The 17,509-nt window shown below is 47.2% G+C and carries 17 protein-coding genes; 9 read left to right on the forward strand and 8 right to left on the reverse strand.

Going from position 1 to position 17,509, the window contains the following annotated elements; genetic code table 11:
• Positions 1-134 precede the first annotated feature (134 nt).
• The 4 genes from WG89_RS21695 to WG89_RS21710 form a co-directional block, all read right to left on the reverse strand.
• On the reverse strand, positions 135-1,598 hold the full coding sequence (locus WG89_RS21695; RefSeq protein WP_172806885.1) for a glycosyltransferase family 39 protein: 1,464 nt from the start codon (positions 1,596-1,598) through the stop codon (positions 135-137).
• A 275-nt stretch (positions 1,599-1,873) separates the two neighbouring features.
• Positions 1,874-2,044 (reverse strand): XapX domain-containing protein, encoded by a 171-nt coding sequence (locus tag WG89_RS21700; RefSeq protein ID WP_062269740.1) that lies wholly within the window; start codon positions 2,042-2,044, stop codon positions 1,874-1,876.
• A gap of 159 nt (positions 2,045-2,203) precedes the next feature.
• Positions 2,204-3,466, reverse strand: coding sequence for a NupC/NupG family nucleoside CNT transporter (locus WG89_RS21705; protein WP_062269743.1), 1,263 nt, complete (start codon positions 3,464-3,466; stop codon positions 2,204-2,206).
• A 636-nt stretch (positions 3,467-4,102) separates the two neighbouring features.
• Positions 4,103-6,406 (reverse strand): hypothetical protein, encoded by a 2,304-nt coding sequence (locus WG89_RS21710; protein WP_153301744.1) that lies wholly within the window; start codon positions 6,404-6,406, stop codon positions 4,103-4,105.
• A gap of 162 nt (positions 6,407-6,568) precedes the next feature.
• Here WG89_RS21710 and WG89_RS21715 point away from each other — a divergent pair, with 162 nt between their 5' ends.
• The 9 genes from WG89_RS21715 to WG89_RS21750 all read left to right on the forward strand — a co-directional run bounded on the left by WG89_RS21715 (position 6,569) and on the right by WG89_RS21750 (position 15,322).
• Positions 6,569-8,959, forward strand: a complete 2,391-nt coding sequence (locus WG89_RS21715; RefSeq protein WP_062269747.1) for an ATP-dependent helicase — start codon at positions 6,569-6,571, stop codon at positions 8,957-8,959.
• A 183-nt stretch (positions 8,960-9,142) separates the two neighbouring features.
• Positions 9,143-10,219 carry an extracellular solute-binding protein gene (locus tag WG89_RS21720; protein WP_062269785.1) on the forward strand — a complete coding sequence of 359 codons (1,077 nt, stop codon included), beginning with the start codon at positions 9,143-9,145 and terminating at the stop codon, positions 10,217-10,219.
• A 151-nt stretch (positions 10,220-10,370) separates the two neighbouring features.
• Positions 10,371-10,895, forward strand: a complete 525-nt coding sequence (gene napF, locus WG89_RS21725) for a ferredoxin-type protein NapF (protein ID WP_062269749.1) — start codon at positions 10,371-10,373, stop codon at positions 10,893-10,895.
• Positions 10,888-11,205 (forward strand): chaperone NapD, encoded by a 318-nt coding sequence (locus WG89_RS21730; RefSeq protein ID WP_062269751.1) that lies wholly within the window; start codon positions 10,888-10,890, stop codon positions 11,203-11,205. Before napF ends, WG89_RS21730 begins: the two co-directional genes overlap by 8 nt.
• A gap of 90 nt (positions 11,206-11,295) precedes the next feature.
• A complete protein-coding gene (gene napA, locus WG89_RS21735; RefSeq protein WP_062269753.1) occupies positions 11,296-13,782 on the forward strand; it encodes a nitrate reductase catalytic subunit NapA in 2,487 nt (828 codons plus the stop codon).
• Between the two features lie 8 nt (positions 13,783-13,790).
• Positions 13,791-14,273, forward strand: coding sequence for a nitrate reductase cytochrome c-type subunit (locus tag WG89_RS21740; protein WP_062269755.1), 483 nt, complete (start codon positions 13,791-13,793; stop codon positions 14,271-14,273).
• Entirely contained in the window at positions 14,270-14,866 is a 597-nt protein-coding gene (locus WG89_RS21745; RefSeq protein WP_062269757.1) for a NapC/NirT family cytochrome c, read from the forward strand. Before WG89_RS21740 ends, WG89_RS21745 begins: the two co-directional genes overlap by 4 nt.
• Before the next feature lie 49 nt (positions 14,867-14,915).
• Positions 14,916-15,056, forward strand: coding sequence for a TIGR02808 family protein (locus WG89_RS29610; RefSeq protein WP_079253978.1), 141 nt, complete (start codon positions 14,916-14,918; stop codon positions 15,054-15,056).
• Positions 15,057-15,139: 83 nt separating this feature from the next.
• Positions 15,140-15,322: a hypothetical protein gene (locus tag WG89_RS21750; RefSeq protein ID WP_062269759.1), complete on the forward strand. Its 183-nt coding sequence runs from the start codon at positions 15,140-15,142 to the stop codon at positions 15,320-15,322.
• 71 nt (positions 15,323-15,393) lie between these two features.
• Here WG89_RS21750 and WG89_RS21755 read toward each other — a convergent pair whose 3' ends face one another.
• From WG89_RS21755 to WG89_RS21770, 4 genes are all read right to left on the reverse strand, one after another.
• Positions 15,394-15,771, reverse strand: coding sequence for a DUF7674 family protein (locus WG89_RS21755; RefSeq protein WP_062269761.1), 378 nt, complete (start codon positions 15,769-15,771; stop codon positions 15,394-15,396).
• 285 nt (positions 15,772-16,056) lie between these two features.
• Positions 16,057-16,455, reverse strand: coding sequence for a contact-dependent growth inhibition system immunity protein (locus tag WG89_RS21760; RefSeq protein ID WP_062269763.1), 399 nt, complete (start codon positions 16,453-16,455; stop codon positions 16,057-16,059).
• A gap of 71 nt (positions 16,456-16,526) precedes the next feature.
• Complete coding sequence (locus tag WG89_RS21765) at positions 16,527-16,958, reverse strand: hypothetical protein (RefSeq protein ID WP_062269765.1); 432 nt, start codon at positions 16,956-16,958, stop codon at positions 16,527-16,529.
• A gap of 30 nt (positions 16,959-16,988) precedes the next feature.
• A complete protein-coding gene (locus WG89_RS21770) occupies positions 16,989-17,456 on the reverse strand; it encodes a DUF2947 family protein (protein WP_062269767.1) in 468 nt (155 codons plus the stop codon).
• Between the last annotated feature and the right edge of the window lie 53 nt (positions 17,457-17,509).

Raw genomic sequence — 17,509 nt, forward strand, 5'->3', positions numbered from 1 at the left:
TCAAAGAATGTGAATCATTATGGTTAATTTAAATACATACTCCGTGATCCTGAGCTTGTCGAAGGATGCTGATAAAATACTTCGACAAACTCAGTTCGAAAGCTATGAGGTTTAGCGCTGAGTTGCACTATTGTTTAGCTTGAGGGCTCACACCGATAAAACTGAAATTGATTTACTTTTATACCATCCAGAATCGCCTCCTGCTCATCCACCAGTGTGCAAGAAAAGCCCTGCAGATCAAGGTGGCCATTTTCTGGAGCTGATTTTTTATCCCTTACCAACAGCCCATAAGTTTCAACGTCCGGTTTACCATGCCAGAAATCAAACTGGGTCAATCGATCAGTCAGCAATTGAACCGGTTGAGGATAGGCATACCAGGCAATTCGGCTGGCCTTACTCCAGTTATCAACCATCAAGACCGGTTCAATGCCCGCTTCCGTCACCCAATCCTGCCTTAGTGACTCAGCCTGATCTGCGGCTTCTTCCCACCCCACCAGATCCTTGATGGCCGGTGCCATAAATGGGAATGTCGACAAAGGCATAAAGGCCAGGAATAAAAAGACAAAACCAATCAACGATAAGGACAGCACGGATGAGAACAGTGCCAGGATTTTCACCCAGAGTTTTGACCAAGCTCGGCAGATCCAATAGGCAGAAAGCGGGGCCAGTAATGTCCAGCCCAGCGCAGGCCAGTTAGGCAAAACCGTTCCATCCCCTGCTGACCAGCTAATGACCAGCAGTACCGGAAAAGCACTCCAGATAATCAGCCAGCAGGAAGCTCTGTCTTGTTCTGGAATTCTGTTTCGAATCAAGGAAACGGTTGCCGCTATGGCCGCCACATAAGCCAGAATGGAATACAGAATCATCTGGGCTAACTGCATGGATATGGCTTCTTTGGCCGACCACTCCTTAACACCCACTCCCCGGTCAAACTGGTAAGCTAGTGATGCCCAATCATTCTCAGCATTCCAGATGAGTACAGGTGCAATGGCCACCAGTGCAATTATTGCCGCCAGCCAAGGTCCCAAATTCAGCAGCCACTTCAAGCCATGGTGCTGAACCATGAAAATAATCATACCCAGAGGAAGGAAAACCGCTGTGTACTTGCTCAAGCCAGCCAGTCCATAGACCAGACCCAGCATGACCCAATCCAACAATCGGTTTTCCTTATGAATACGACTGATCAATTCCAGAGACAGTAACCCAAACACCATCAGTGGAAGATCTGGCACCAGCCCCCAGCCCATCAGCTGTAATATAGGAGCGGTATTGATCAGAAAAACGGCGACCAGACCCGTCCAGGCAGGCCCCTCAGGAAACAGTTTGCTGCTCACCCTGTAAGCCAGATAGCTGCTCAAGGCGTATAAAATGGCTGGAATCAGTCGTACGGTAAATTCATCGTAACCCAGAGGCGCCACCAGCATTTGCAACCAACCCACCATGGGAGGATGGTCAAAATAACTGAGCGCCGGATACAAGGCATAAAGGGCATAATGAGCCTCATCCACCCCCAGCGGTACACCTGATGCCATTATGAGATGAATCAGGAAAACACCAAAAATAATCCCCCAGGCTGCTAAACGCCCACGTTCCTGCATGAATTCTGTCCCGGAAAAGTTGATAGGAGGTGGCCACAAAGCCACCTGCCAGGTGATCTGCATCCTTCAGGAAGTGAGTAAAGATCTGAATCAAATCTGTTCAGAGGGATTCTAATCGACCCTACCCATACCGAATATGAACACATATCTTTCACACTCTACGACGATCACTGTCTAAAAAAAGTGCATTTAATAATTAACACGAAAACGATTAACTTGTCAGTGGTTACCCGACTTCGGTTAAAACATTATAAGGCTGCTTCCGTTCATCATTATTATGAGAAAAACAGCCGAATGATTTGCTGGTAGGCATGCATGCCCAGATAGATGCCAACAATGCCCATGACACCGGAAAGGTAGGGAGGCGCAGGAATAGGAAGTTTGAGCGCACTGAACAGAAACCCGACAAACAGCCCTGTCACTGTGGCAATGATGACTTCATACATGGGGAAACCACTCTTCAGAGAGTCAGAGGAAAAGCATAAATCTGATCAGGGTGTAAACCCGAATCATCCGATATGAAGAGGGAATATAGAAGAAAATGGCGGATTCAGAAATGAAGAACTGGATGAGCCGGTAAAGACCAGCTCATCCAGAGACAGGCATTAAATAGCCAGGGTCAGGAACAGACCAGCAATGGTGGCACTCATCAGGTTAGAGAGTGTACCTGCTACAACGGCTTTCAGACCGAAACGGGCAATATCGTGACGACGGCTTGGCGCCATAGAGCCCAGACCACCCAGCAGGATAGCAATAGAAGAAATGTTGGCAAATCCACACAGGGCGAAAGTCAGGATGGCCTGAGAACGATCAGACAGCAATTCAACACCGGCTTTGGCGGCTGCTTCCGGATCGATGTAGTTAGCCAGGCTGGAGAAAGCAACAAATTCGTTCACGATCACTTTCTGACCCAGGAAGCTGCCTGCAGTCAGAGCTTCAGACCATGGCACACCGATGACGTAAGCCAGAGGAGAGAATACATAACCCAGAATCAGCTCAATGGTCAGGTCAGGATAACCGAACCAGCCACCGGCCCAACCCAGAAGACCGTTGGCCATGGCAATCAGGGAGATGAAAGCCAGCAGCATGGCACCAATCATGGCAGCCAGCTTAAGACCATTGGCTGCACCAGAGGCTGCCGCATCAAAGACGTTGGCTGGTTTTTCGTCAGCAGATTCTTCTTCGATATCGTCTATGTCATCATTCGGTGTCTCAGTTTCTGGCTTGATAATTTTTGCCATCAACAGACCACCAGGAGCCGCCATGAAGCTGGCAGCAATCAGGTATTTCAATTCAACACCCATGCTGGCATAGCCAACCATTACTGCACCCGCAACAGAAGCAAGACCACCCACCATAACAGCAAACAGTTCGGACTGAGTCATACGGCTGATGAAAGGGCGTACCAGCAGAGGCGCTTCTGTCTGGCCAACAAAAACGTTAGCTGCAGCAGACAGAGATTCTGTACGACTAGTGCCCAGCACTTTGCGCAGTGCACCACCAAACAGTTTGATGACGATCTGCATGATTCCGAGATAGTACAGAACCGCTACCAGGGAGGCGAAGAAGATGATGACAGACAGAACGTGAACGGCAAAGATAAAGCCAAGCTTAAAGTTGGCCAGATCACCAAACAGGAAACCAATACCGTTAGAAGCGTATTCCATGATAGCGTTCACGCCATTGGTAATACCTTCAAGAACGTATTGTCCGGCTGGAAAATAAAGAACAAATGCACCAATACCAGCCTGAATGGCAAAGGCTCCACCTACCGTTCGTAATTTTATCGCTTTACGATTGTCTGATAATAGAATTGCGATACCAAGCAGGACTGCAATTCCTACCAAGCTTATAAGCACGTGTTGCATGGGAATGATCACCTAAAAACAGATTCTCGGGCATTATACTTATATCAAATGGTTTTTACAGAAAGTAATTACCGAACGAAAGCATAATAATGACACACCCTTTACAGGAATCTACAGAGTCCTCCAGTTCCCAGAATTTTCAGTGAATTGACTTAAATCAATCCAGCCCAGACTGTAAGACATCGACTTACTATTAAAGCATGTTTTCCAGAATCTTTTTTCTCGTTAAAGAAAATATCAGTACAGGAATGATAAAAACCAGCCACGTTCTTTGGAACAATACGTACAACCAAGAACATTCAATCAGCCAGGTATAATAAATATTTAAAATAAACGACTATTTATTCTTAAATAGAAGTACTAAAAATTAATTTCTAAATAACTTCCCGTTTTACACAAGAATTCCATTCACCCTGAGTTTGTAGAAGGATCGTGGCATTGGGCTATGACAGGCTCAGCAAGAACGGGTTTTGAGAGGGCTTCTATAAAGAAGGCAACTCCAGATAAGTCCGAAGTAACCTGACTAGCAATTTTATAGACAATCAAAAGAAGTCATTAGGGAATGATGAACGATAAAAGAAAATGAAGCCGATCTTGCTTAACAAGAATAATTCTGGCGTGACTGGAAGGATAAAATCATTTTCTAACTGATTTCTTCCTTATTTTTTTTGGAACCTTTTTGACCGTCCGCTCTGCATACTGCTTTTTAAACTCAGGCGGCAAACCGGTAATCCCATCGTTATACCAGTGATTCACCAGGAACCATTTGGCATCTGTCAGAGGTTTATCCAAAGCCTCCATAAACCAGGCAGCCGCTTTCGGATACTTCTTCAAAAAGACATCAAGGTTTCTGTCGTTTGCTGCAAAATTGAAATAATCTCCGACATAGCCCCACTCAGCCTGGGAAACCGTTTGTGCACCTTGTTCGACGAGCCACTCATTAACAGCTTCGAGGGAGTCTGAGTTAAGAACCCATGCTGGAGCACCATGATAGGCCTTGCTGAGAGATGACCTGGACAATTTCGTAGCGGGTGGTCCCAGAGAATATTCAAGCACCTGAAAGGGATAGGCTACAAAACCTTTATCTTCATCGACAAGAACACGTTTTCTCCCCAGACGCATATACGCATGATTCTCTTTCATAAACTGCTCATACTTGGCGAAGTACTCCAACCGCTTGGCCGTTGTTCCAACATTCACCGTTGTGGTTCCGCCATCAGGCTTTTCAACATCCGAAGCTTCATACTTCCAGAGATACTCCCTGAGCGTCTCTCCCTTTTTATTCACTACTGTGTCCAGCTGCTCATCGGTAAAAACCGGTTCTGTAGCGCGGGTAGGAACCAATCGACCATTAAACATTTTCAGCAGACCTGCTGGCATGTCCTTGAACGCAATGGCATGTTCCATAAGTTCAGGCTGTTCTAAAGCTTCTCCTGTTGCCTTTGAGTCTTCTTCCGCCTCCAGCAAATCGCTTTGATGCATCCTCGATAGCCAATCAACCATCTCCACAGGATGCTTCCTGAAATAGTTCATGGCCTTCATGGCAAACACACCGCAACTGGCAAAATCCTTCTGCAGCATGTCATGGGGATAGAAAGCCATCAGCTGCTTATCCGGATGAAGTTTCTGCATCAATGCAAACACCTTTGCCCTGATCCGCTTACTCGTGGCATTACCTGCACCTTCGGTCTCATGAAGATATAAGTACACTTGCGAATCCGTCACATGGCAAAAAACACCGATGGAATGACAGGAATTCCACCGCTCAAAGAAAAAGTGATAGCTATAATCGGTGTCGATTGAAAGGGTAGATTCATCTGAGTCGTCTTCCATCTCATTCAGATCTACTTCCATTTGGGCCTGTTCAGCTTGCAGAACAGCCTGTTCACTGGCTGCCCTATCCAGCTTCTCCAGCTGTTTACTCGCCTTGTTGGAAAGCAAATAATCCCATAATAATGGCTGAAGAGGACTGTCTTCAGAATACTGTTGCTGGTGCTCTTTGACTTTTTTCCCATAGAGGTTTTTTATGATGGTTTGATTCAGGAAAAACTCACCGTCATCAGGAACCAGCTGGAGCTGATCAGTTTTGCTGACTACCAGCGGACCGGACAATCTAAGTAACGGATTCGGATTGAAGTGCTCTCCGCGTTGAACCATTTTGTATCGGACATGCCACTTGCCTCCCCTTTTGACATAGACGGCACATTCCTGGGGGCTCAGCATAAGATTGTTGACAGTAGTTGAAGCACCACGCTCCATAGCTGTGGGGTTAAGAGCAACATTAGGTCCCGTTAGGGGGTTGCCCTTGGATTTGGCTTTCTTGGCCACAGGCTCGGGAGACTCATTAGTCTCTTCCGTTTCTTCATCATCCAGAGTGGGTATGTCCCGATCATAGAAAACCATGATCTCTTTCCCTTCGGGAACCGATCTGAGCGGGGGCAACTGGAGAGGAATCGTATCAAAGGTCTTGGTGGGATCAGGATCGCAGAGAAAAACATCCATCACATCGATGTCATCAGACAGCAGTTCAAGAGAAAGACTCTCCCCCTTCTGGCAGTAATAAGCATTTCCAATTTTATCATAAGGAACACTGCGATCCCGGAATGCCGTTATCCCTTCGACGATAGCCTGAGCGCTTCGCATATCGGTCATATCATCTTCGACGCAGCGGTAGCTGGCAATTTTCCAGCTTCGATGCTCACTTTCTGACTTGAGGGTTTTGGCAACATAAGGGGTAAGAGAGGCTTTTCTGACATCTTCTCTCAAACTAATGGCCATATATTTCAGGCAGGAATTGACCTCATAACCCTCTTTCATGACCACCTGTTTGCATACCGGGTCTTTCTGCCGGACTTTCAGACGATCAGAGGCCTTATCCTCTCCCTGAATGAGAGGACTGGGTGGATTCAGTGGGAATGTGACGGTCAATCCTGTATCCATGGCTTCCTTTCCTTGGTTACTGCAGAGCTTGAGCTTTATCAATCATTTGACCCTAAGCCGATGTAAAAGTTCCTGCCCAGCCTTATAGAGGTGAGCCCACCAGATCAATCTTTGATATGATGAGACACTCTGTCTGATAGATATTCTTGGCGTTTCGACTGTATGGAACTCACCGGCCCTCAACGGAGGGTAACCCAACATGCAAATGGACATGCCCTGTGCATTGCCGTAGCCGGTTCGGGTAAAACGACAACCCTCGCCTTTTTGATCAATGAATTATTAGGTCAGGGGATTGCCGCCCGCCGTATCATGGTCATGATGTTTAACAAATCGGCCCAGCTGGATTTCACTGGCAAGCTGAGGAAACTTTGCAAACACTACCCGGTACTCCCTGAAGTCAGAACCTATCATTCAACCGGATTACGTCTGCTTAAATCATTGGAAGAATGGGGGCTCAGACCCGTTTATGATCACAGGCCATTATCTGAGAAAGAAATCGAACTGAAAGTCAGGGAACTACTGCTCGCGATGGCACCTGACATGCTCCAGGACAGAATCAAGTCAGACAGTGCCCGATACATTGAAGCAGCAAATGGCTTTATTGATAACGTCAAAGCCAGTTTAAGTACTCCGGCCGAGGTTCTGGAAGCATCAGACTATCCCGACTACTTCGAGTTTCTAGTGCCACTGTTTGAAGCATTCGAACAATGGCGACATCAGAACCGGAGAATTACTTTTACCGACATGCTGTACGACACAGTCTGTTTGATAGAAACCCACCCTGAAGTGATCCCCCGCATCACCAACAAGATGGATCGTATTATTGTTGATGAATACCAGGACACCTCAACGCTGCAGCACAAACTGACCCACATTATTGCCGGAGAAAGAGCCCGGGTCATTGCTGTGGGTGATCCTGACCAGACCATCTACGAATTTGCCGGAGCCAATATTCACAATATTCTCCGGCACTTTGAAGCAGACTATGCCACAACCGATACAGTCCATGAGCTGAGCCTGCCCCATACATTTCGCTATGGTCATGAAATTGCCATGGCTGCCAGCCATCTCATCAGCCGGAACCGTGACAGAAAGGACATCATCTGTATCGCCCATCCTGACAATACAGCCTCGAATATCCATATTTCTCAGGGAGCCGGTGAGGATACTGAAAGAGTTCTGGCCACCATCAAGGAACACATAGCCCACTCTGACACCTCAATTGCAGTGCTTCTGAGAGTCTGGGCCCAATCGGTTCCTCTGGAACTTCGCCTGCTCTCCAGCGGACTGGCCTACCAGTGTGAAGGCCCTTCGTTGTTTGACCGCCCTGAGATTGCTGCCCTGATCGCAGCTCTCAAAATGGCATCCGGTGAGCTTCAACATTTTAACAGTACCGCTCGAGCCGATGTTCTGACCCAGCTTTTCACCCTGCCTCATCTGGGCATCAAGGCCGCACTGGTTCAGCAACTGGTGGGTAGTCTGCAGGAACTCGATCATAACTGGGGAAAAATGTTTGGCCAGAATGCCAGTCGCATAACAGGTATCAGCGATTACCAGCGTCAGAAGCTGTACGACAGAGCTGAAGTATTGGTAACACTGGAAAAAACATCAGGACAAGATCTGGCAGCCCACGTCCTTCAACGCTATATCCAGCGAACGGAGCTTCGTGAAAGCCTTCAGTCCATGAGCCTCAATGATCAGAGGACTGAAGAACAGTTGCTGGCCATTGATGGCTTTCTCAGTTATCTGAAAAAGATGAATTTTTCTGTCCATGACAGTTGTCTGCACCTTGAAGAGTTGAAGTCTAAACAAACGGTACAATCCAGGTCTCAAAGACAAAGCAACAAACCCGCAGAACAGATCATTATCAGTTCCAGCCACAGGGCCAAAGGACTCGAATGGCCCGTGGTACTGATTCCGGGACTCACCTCCAAATACTGGCCCTTTAAAAGAGACGATGACCTGGCACTGGGCAACCAGAGCGATCTGGAAGCAGAGCGGAGATTACTCTATGTAGCGATGACCCGCGCCCGGGAAAAACTGATTCTGTTCACCAGCAATGGTTCACTCATGCCCAAAAATAAAAGCTGGATGGATAATGACTCTCAGCAGATCAGTCCGTTTTTGAAAGAAATGCAGGTACCCCACATCAAATCAGTGTGCCAGTCTCTCTCTCACGATTCAGAAGATGAACAGATAGCACAGTGGAACAAAACAGGCCTCACTAAACAGGCTCGCCGATACCTTAAGGCGATATTACCTGACAGGACTGAAGCCATTGATAATCTTCCGAGCTTTGCTGAAAAAAACCGCTCACGCCCGGCAGCGTCACCTCACAGCTCAGCGTACCTGGCAGCACGACAAAATATTCTGAGAAAAGATGACACAGATGCTCCCTGGCAGGTCAACCGAAGACTCAGACACAGTATTTTTGGCAAGGGAAGAGTCGTGGAAGTCAACGATACCAACTTTGTCATAGTGTTTGATAAACAGCACGGGGTAAAACGTTTTGCCCGTACAGAGCAGGTCTTACACCTTTTTGAGCCGATTTAAGCTCTCTGCCAATCGGCTAAGACAGCAGAATTGTGACAACCTCATTAAAGCATTGACCTTATTTCCAAATTCGTGCACTCTCTGGCCAATACCCTGACTGTTTTTTCTACATTTCAGGGATATTCAGGTGAAAACAGCCTAAGGCTGAATAATAAAAATAAAAAAACACCGATGGGGGTTGCCATGCCTGCACTCACCACTCTTTCCAGTCATGTCGTTTTGATCGTGCTGCTGAGCTTTATCATGTTCAGCAAGGTCAGAGCACAGGAGTTGCGTATTCTGACCTGGTCAGGCTATGCACCGGACAGTGTCATTGAGCAGTTCGAAAAAGAAACCGGTATTCGTGTAAGAGTTACTCTGACCAATAATGCCGACATCATTGACCAGCTTCGGGCAAACCGTGGCTCAGGCTATGACCTGGTTCAACCCAGTATGGATCAGATCTCATGGGCCCAGGAACAGTACAACATTTATAAACCCATCGACATGAGTAAAATTGATCTCTCCAGGATCGACTCTTCTCTATTAAAAGTCACCACACAGAATGTTGAAACGGACGGAGCCCTTTTTGGCCTGCCCCATGTCTGGGGAACCAACGGCCTGATAGCCCGGGACACTGAACAAAATGAATCCCTGAGTTTCAAAGACCTCTGTTCCAGTGAATATCAGGGTAAAACTGCCTTAAGATTGGATCGACCTACCCTGATCGGCTTTGCTTTCGCCATGGGCGAGGATCCTTTCTCTGCCTACAGCAATCAGCACCAATACCGTAAGATTCTGAGCCGTGTCTCCAACCAGCTGATTCAGTGCAAAAGTAACCTTAAAGCCTACTGGCAGGGTGGTGACTCGCTGCTAAACCTGTTTCGAAAAGGTGAGCTTACACTCGCATCAGGCTGGGATGCCGGTGGCTGGAAACTTCACAGAGAAACCGGTGACTTTAACTACGTAGCCCCCAAAACCGGTGCCCTGGGTTGGATTGATACTTTTGCACTGCCTGCACGCAGCAAGAATGACAAAGCCGCTTACCAGTGGATCAACTTTGTCATGAGGCCTGAAATAGCGGCACGCATTACAGAAGCCAGTGGTCAGCTCACAGCCTCTGCGGGCTCAGAAGAATACGTTGATCACAGACTGGCCAAAAGTTACCGAAGCAGCTTTTCAATGGATGCCATCAAGAACATCAAATGGTTCCCTGCCCAGCCTGAAGGGCTGGTTGAATTGGAACAGGAAGCTTTAAACCATATTCGATCTGCGCACTGACAGAGCAAAGGTCAACAGACGGCCCCATCTTGCACATTCGTATTCGAAATTCCCATCTATACTCACCTGCCAGCTGATCAAATCGGTCAGCTGCGTTCCATACTTTTTTCTTCGCATCCGCCAAGGTTCCAATGCAAGCCTGTAGCCGTCTATGAACAGAAACACCTTTGACCGATCCCGACGAAATTTTATCCTGGGGCAGAGCCGTCAAGCCAGTTCGCCACCTATAAGACCCCCATGGTCTTATAACGAACAACATTTTCTGGATTGCTGCAGTCAATGTCAGCAATGTCTGGATGCCTGTCCGGGAAACATTCTGATCAAGGGAGAAGGCGGTTTTCCTGCTGTTGACTTTAACAAAGGTGAATGCACTTTCTGCGAAGCCTGTCTGAAAGCCTGTAACGACGATGCCCTGCTGAAGTTATCAAGCCAGAAACCCTGGCAATTAAAAGCCTCAATTAAACCAGAGTGCCTCACATTCAAGGGCATAGCCTGCCAAACCTGCGTGGATATGTGCGGCACACGGGCCATGACATCACTGTTCAACCCCCAGGGGATCACCTCCCCGCGCATCGACACTGATCTTTGCACTGGCTGTGGCGCCTGCTTTCAGGTTTGCCCCTCAGGCTCTATTGAAATGATTACCCTGCAACCGGCTGAATCTGACCATGAGTAAAACTGAAAATAACGATTCCGGGATAAATGCCTATACTGTGTGTGGTCTTGTTGTGCTGACTCGTCCAGAGAACTACTCGAACGTACTGGATCGCCTGTCCGGTATTGAAGGTGTGGACGTACACAACTCAGCAGACACTGGTCGTTTTGCAATCACACTGGAGGAGTTTCCGGACAGCCCTCTGATGACCCATCAGATTGAGCAGGTCAGAAGCCTGCCGGGCGTCGTGGATGTATCGCTGGCCTATACCCATACAGAACCCCTGATCAATGATGAAGGTCAGGGGATACCTGCCGGGACCAGTCCATAAAATCGCCTGCCGGAAGCTTGAATCGCATCATTAAAACCTCCGGTTGCTTTAACAGTAACCGGAGCGATCACCCACAGGTGCCAAGGCATCATGAACGAAAGCCGTCGCCAGTTTCTTAAGTCTTCTGCCGCAGCCGCTGCAGCCAGTGCAGCCGGATTATCTTTTGCAGCCCCCACTGACGCCATTCCGGTCAGTAAAGACAAAACCATCCGCTGGGACAAAGCACCCTGTCGCTTTTGCGGAACAGGTTGCAGTGTTTTGGTGGGCGTCAAAGATGACCGGATCGTAGCCACCCAGGCAGACCCAGAATCCCCTGTGAACCGGGGCCTGAACTGCATAAAAGGCTACTTCCTGTCCAAAGTGATGTACGGTTTTGACCGACTGACCACACCGCTGCTGAGAATGAAAAACGGCCAGTACGCCAAAGATGGGGAGTTTACTCCCGTCAGTTGGGACAGAGCCTTTCAGGAAATGGCTACCCAGTTCAAGAAATCCCTTAAAAAAGGGCCTGAATATGTTGGCATGTTTGGCTCCGGTCAATGGACAGTCTGGGAGGGTTACGCGGCTTCGAAATTCATGAAGGCAGGTCTGAGGTCCAATAATCTGGAGCCCAACGCACGACACTGTATGGCTTCTGCGGTTGTGGGTTTCATGCGGACATTTGGCATAGATGAGCCCATGGGCTGTTACGACGATTTTGAAAATGCCGATCGTTTTGTGCTTTGGGGCTCCAACATGGCCGAGAATCATCCGGTACTCTGGAGTCGTGTAGCTGCCAGAGTCCTGGCACACGACCATGTTAAGGTTTCAGTGCTGTCCACTTATTACCACCGATCCTGTGACCTGGATAAGCTTCCCATTATTTTCAAACCCCAGACCGACCTGGCCATCGGTAACTACATTTGCAACCACATCATTTCTACCAACAGGGTCAATAAAGAATTCCTTGAGAAACACACTCACTTCCGCCAGGGAGCAACGGACATAGGTTATGGCCTGAGACCTACAGACCCCAGACAAAAAGCGGCCAAGCACCCTGATGATGGCAGTTCCAAACCCATCAATCTGGAAGAGTTTGCCGTATTCGTCAGTGACTACACACTGGATAAAACCTCTGAAATGTCAGGCGTTCCCAAACAGTCACTGCTGGAGCTGGCGGAAGCTTACGCTGACCCGGATCTGAAAATACTTTCCATGTGGACCATGGGCGTCAATCAGCACACCCGCGGTGTATGGATGAACAATATCATCTATAACATTCACCTGTTGACCGGCAAGATCTCCGAGCCCGGAAATAACCCCTTCTCACTGACAGGTCAGCCTTCGGCCTGTGGTACAGCAAGGGAAGTGGGCACCTTTGCCCATCGACTGCCTGCCGATATGGTCGTGAGTAATCCCAAACACCGTGAGATTGCCGAAAAAATATGGAAACTGCCCCCCGGAACCATTCCTGCAAAACCCGGTTATCACGCGGTATTGCAGGACCGGATGCTCAAGGAAGGTAAAATCAATGCCTACTGGGTAATGTGTAATAACAATGTCCAGACCGCTCCTAACCTGAATGACGAAACACTGCCCGGCTACCGGAACCCTGAAAACTTTATTGTCTGTTCAGACGCCTACCCAACGGTTACCACTTCCGTCGCGGATCTGATTCTACCGACGGCCATGTGGGTTGAAAAAGAAGGCGCTTATGGCAACGCAGAACGCCGCACCCAGATGTGGTACCAGCAGGTAGACGCTCCGGGTGAAGCCAAAAGTGACCTCTGGCAACTGATGGAGTTTTCCAAATACTTCAAGGTGTCTGAAGTCTGGCCCAAGGAGCTGATTGATAGACAGCCGGAAGTGGCCAACAAAACACTTTACGAAGTGCTGTTTAAAAATGGCAGCGTTGATCGTTTCCCACTGAAGGAAACCAATCCGGAACACAACAATGTTGAGTCCAAACATTTTGGTTTCTACGTCCAGAAAGGCCTGTTTGAAGAATACGCCACCTTTGGACGGGGCAAGGCTCATGACCTGGCACCGTTTGAAGCCTACCAGAAGAGTCGTGGCCTGCGCTGGCCCGTGGTTAACGGCCAGGAAACTCTATGGCGCTTCCGGGAAGGGTATGACCCCTACGTGAAGGAAGGCATGGGCGTGGAGTTTTATGGCAAACCCGACGGCAAGGCCTGGCTGTTTGCCCTGCCCTATGAACCACCACCCGCAGAACCGGATGAAGAATACGACCTGTGGCTCTGTACCGGTCGGGTACTGGAGCAATGGCACTCGGGCAGTATGACCCAGAGGGTTCCTGAACTTTACAAGGCGTTCCCGGACGCCGTGATCTTCATGCACCCGGATGATGCCAAAGCCAGAAATCTGCGCCGGGGTGAAGAAGCCAGGATCATTTCCCGACGTGGCGAAGTCCGTTCGAGAGTGGAAACCCGTGGCCGGAATTCCATGCCAAGAGGTTACACATTCATACCCTTTTTTGATGCCAGCGAACTGGTCAACAAATTGATTCTGGATGCAACGGATCCCTTGTCAAAGCAGACAGACTACAAGAAGTGTCCCGTCAGGATAGAGAAGGTATGAGGTGAAACATGAAACGTCGAACTGTCAGCCTGCTCTGGCTTCCTGCCTCAGTGGCCATAGTGTATCTGGCCAGCATTGCTGTTCTTCAGGGCGCTGATAACCAGCCCCCCCCGGAAGATGTTGAGTCTCTCAGGGGAAGTGAACCGGTTGGAGAGGTTCCTGCAGCTCCGGAGCTGAAAAAATACCCCAAGGAACGGGTGCCCATGGATCTGCAGTATGTCGGACAACCGCCGTTGATCCCTCACTCCATCAGGGGCTACGAGATTACCGCCAACAGTAACAAATGCCTTACCTGTCATGCTCTGGAAAATGCAAAAAGTGCCCGGGCACCGGGGATTGGTATTTCCCATTACCGTGGCAGGGACGGAAAAATTCTGGCTGATGTATCGCCTTCACGGTATTTCTGTACCCAGTGTCACGTCCCCCAGGCTAACGCCAAACCCCTGGTCCCCAATACCTATGAACCTGTCGAGAGTCTGAAAAAACCATGAAGCTGCCCATCCCTGAGTTTTTAAAAAGGTACTGGCATTTTCTGACCCGCCCTCTGGCGTTGGCGCTCTGGATTATTCTGGCATTCGGCTTTTTCGCAGGCATCATTTTCTGGGGTGGTTTTAACACCATGATGGAGATGAGTAACACAGAAGCCTTCTGTACCAGCTGTCATGAAATGCGAGACAACGTTTTCGAAGAAATGAAAACCACCATTCACTACAGCAACCGCTCCGGAGTCAGGGCCAGTTGTCCTGACTGCCACGTCCCCCATGAGTGGACTCACAAGATTGTTCGCAAGGTTCAGGCCAGCAAAGAACTCTGGGGCAAAATTACCGGCAAGATTGATACCCCCAGAAAGTTTGAAGAGCATCGACTGCAGATGGCCATGCGTGAATGGGATCGTATGAAAAAGAACGACTCCAGAGAATGCCGGAACTGCCATAACTTTGATTCAATGGACTTTTCACTGCAATCCAAACGGGCTGCCCATATGCACAGCACGGCCCTGGCGTCAGGAGAGTTAACCTGCATTGATTGCCACAAAGGCATTGCCCACAAACTGCCTGATATGTCGGGCGTACCGGGCTGGTAATTTACGACTATACTCTTCTATTGTAAGGGCAACACAGAGAGGTCTGTTTATGAGCGTTCTGGAAACAGTCATCTGGTACACACTGGGCTACATGGTCATGCCCCTGATTTTTCTCGGTGGCTATGCCGCTACCGCCTTTATTGCCTGTCTGTTGATTGACTGGCTGAAGCTGGATCAGAAGACTTCGTGAGAAACACTCTGCTAGTGTCGTTCGCTTTTACAGGCTTAGCAGGCTGTTCGTTTTACTCGCCCGAAGATGGACAGGAGCATTTTATGCCCATGAGAGCCTTTGAGGTGGGGAAAGTGCTCTATAAAGATGTCGGTGACTGCACTCGGGCAGACTTTAAAAACTGTGTAATACAACCAGCAGCAGACCAGCCTGTTCTCGGCATTCCGGCTGGTTTAAGTAATCAGGAACTGGAAGCATTAGTTAAAAAGCGATCTGGATCACACTGAATCATCAAAACAACCCCATTCGCACATCAATCAGGGTATTAAAATCCAGATTAAGGCTATTCGAAGATTCCTTAGTTGCTATAAAAAGTATCTATTTGGTCACAAAATTCAGTGGCCTTTAAACCAAGTAGTGGCTTCCATGAGGATTTATCTAGCCCCCTATAATTCATCATTCCTTCAAGCAACTCAGTAGTGATTAAAGCTTCAACTTCAGAGTCTCTATGCTCTATAAACTCTTCAATCAGAGAAAAAAGTTCATCAATACTATCATAATTTTTGTTCAGAATATTTGAAGGAATAAGCTCTGAGAGAGTTACAATTACAATATTAAACATGAATATTCCATCTAAAGAAATCCAATCATTTGCAGTTGCAACGAGACGTTCTCTATATCCTAGATATACTTTACAAATCCTGTTAAGCATTTCCAGTTTATTTATTTCTTTCATTGCTAGCACTTACCTTTGTTTAAACTTCAAAGCATCTTCAAGATCTTTAATTAAATTTCCAGTACTACAGAGGGTAATTTGAAGTAGGAAGCGCCTTTTTTGCTTATTTCTTTATCCCAAAAAAGCTCTGAAACACTTTTATCTAACAAAAATGCAAATATTTCATGGTAACCTCACTTAGGCTTATTACATTCTTTACAGTTTTTATATTCCTCTAACGGATTTTTGGACCTTTAGGTGCGCTTCAGAAGTAAGTTTGACGTCTGTGGTGAGAGGGAGTGAGAGTCATGAGAGAAAGTCCATTTTAGATAGCTTAGGTAGAATTTCTGTATCAAGCGTTGAGCGTATCTCTGTTAATGAGTCTCCCACTTCTACCATTCTGTTGTTAAGTGCAGGTTGGCTTTCCCAGAAACTCTGAGGGAGGTCCAATAATACTGAGGCTAAGTCTCCAACATAGAGGTTTCCGGAACAAAGTGGATTTTCCTCCAAAAGAGTCAAGGCAATAGGAACCAGATATTCAAGCCCGATACGCTGGCTAATCAGGAGTCTGAGATCTTCAGGAGTAAGATCTTCAAGCTTTTTTGTACTTGCTTCCCTGAGTCGATCGATCAGTCTGCTATCAAGACCTGATTTTTGCAGTCTGGTTCGAAGTTCGGTTAGTTCATAGGCTGTAGAATGACTCATTGATTGATGCCTGATTAACGGAGTATTTTTCCAGAATAATGCAAATTATCAGCATTCTAGACCTTCTCAGTTCAAACGTGCTCTGAAAATACAATTTGTTCTATATCAATACTCTTGCCAGAAAAAACCCTATCCAATCGTTCAATGTACCATGTAACGTCGGTCCTTCGAGATTTGCCAACAACCTTTCGGCCAATCGATAGGGTAATTGAGAATGAACTGTCAGTATGAAAAAGTACTTCGCCGCCGCTCATTGTGTCTTGCCAAGTGAATACAACACCTACTAATTCTCCACGCTTAACTTTTTCGTCTGCGAGCTCGATCAAGGCTTGATCAGTTAATTGTTCATTCTGCCAATTAAAGTCATCAACATCACCAATAGGTAAAAAACTGACTTTTCCAGAGTCGTTAAGCGTCCAGCCTGCGTCAAGAAACATCTGGATCAGTGTGGGAATAGCAAAGCTTTTGGCAAGTTGTATATCGATACTGGCTGAGATTGACACTTAATGTAACCTGTCAACGACTTAAGGGTATTAAGATACTTTCAAAATATCACCAATTGGTCTGAATAAAATGGCTTCTCTATTTATTGGATTGGATGGAATCAATATAGGGCAGTCATCATCAATAGCAAGAAAATCATCCCAGAACTCTAAAAAAACACTCCAGCTTGATTCTAGAATAATGCATTTACTAATACAGAATCTGACAGTTTCTTTATCGCTCCATTTAAACTTGGATTTCAGAATATTAGATACTGGTATATTGTCGCTTTTATTATAAAAATCTAGCCAACTTCCAATAAGATCACTCTCGCCAGAAACAAGCCAGCAATCATTGGGTAATTTGAAGTAGGAAGCACCTTTGTTGCTTATTTCTTTATCCCAAAAAAGCTCTGAAACACCTTTATCTAACAAAAAGATGCTATTTCTGGGAATAGAGTCAAAATACTCTCTGTAACGAGTGCGCTCAACAGGTAGAGACTCAGCTTTATTTGTCATCTTGTACAACCCGAGAGATTATCCATAGATTGGTATATAACCTATGCTTTTTC

This window comes from Endozoicomonas arenosclerae (assembly GCF_001562015.1).
Taxonomy (GTDB): Bacteria; Pseudomonadota; Gammaproteobacteria; order Pseudomonadales; family Endozoicomonadaceae; genus Endozoicomonas_A; species Endozoicomonas_A arenosclerae.

Bases quoted from the DNA above. Each gene is read 5' to 3' on its own strand.
- WG89_RS21695 (WP_172806885.1), bottom strand. From the start codon at position 1,598: ATGCAGGAACGTGGGCGTTTAGCAGCCTGGGGGATTATTTTTGGTGTT.
- WG89_RS21700 (WP_062269740.1), bottom strand. From the start codon at position 2,044: ATGTATGAAGTCATCATTGCCACAGTGACAGGGCTGTTTGTCGGGTTT.
- WG89_RS21705 (WP_062269743.1), bottom strand. From the start codon at position 3,466: ATGCAACACGTGCTTATAAGCTTGGTAGGAATTGCAGTCCTGCTTGGT.
- WG89_RS21710 (WP_153301744.1), bottom strand. From the start codon at position 6,406: ATGGATACAGGATTGACCGTCACATTCCCACTGAATCCACCCAGTCCT.
- WG89_RS21715 (WP_062269747.1), top strand. From the start codon at position 6,569: ATGGAACTCACCGGCCCTCAACGGAGGGTAACCCAACATGCAAATGGA.
- WG89_RS21720 (WP_062269785.1), top strand. From the start codon at position 9,143: ATGCCTGCACTCACCACTCTTTCCAGTCATGTCGTTTTGATCGTGCTG.
- napF (WP_062269749.1), top strand. From the start codon at position 10,371: ATGAACAGAAACACCTTTGACCGATCCCGACGAAATTTTATCCTGGGG.
- WG89_RS21730 (WP_062269751.1), top strand. From the start codon at position 10,888: ATGAGTAAAACTGAAAATAACGATTCCGGGATAAATGCCTATACTGTG.
- napA (WP_062269753.1), top strand. From the start codon at position 11,296: ATGAACGAAAGCCGTCGCCAGTTTCTTAAGTCTTCTGCCGCAGCCGCT.
- WG89_RS21740 (WP_062269755.1), top strand. From the start codon at position 13,791: ATGAAACGTCGAACTGTCAGCCTGCTCTGGCTTCCTGCCTCAGTGGCC.
- WG89_RS21745 (WP_062269757.1), top strand. From the start codon at position 14,270: ATGAAGCTGCCCATCCCTGAGTTTTTAAAAAGGTACTGGCATTTTCTG.
- WG89_RS29610 (WP_079253978.1), top strand. From the start codon at position 14,916: ATGAGCGTTCTGGAAACAGTCATCTGGTACACACTGGGCTACATGGTC.
- WG89_RS21750 (WP_062269759.1), top strand. From the start codon at position 15,140: ATGCCCATGAGAGCCTTTGAGGTGGGGAAAGTGCTCTATAAAGATGTC.
- WG89_RS21755 (WP_062269761.1), bottom strand. From the start codon at position 15,771: ATGAAAGAAATAAATAAACTGGAAATGCTTAACAGGATTTGTAAAGTA.
- WG89_RS21760 (WP_062269763.1), bottom strand. From the start codon at position 16,455: ATGAGTCATTCTACAGCCTATGAACTAACCGAACTTCGAACCAGACTG.
- WG89_RS21770 (WP_062269767.1), bottom strand. From the start codon at position 17,456: ATGACAAATAAAGCTGAGTCTCTACCTGTTGAGCGCACTCGTTACAGA.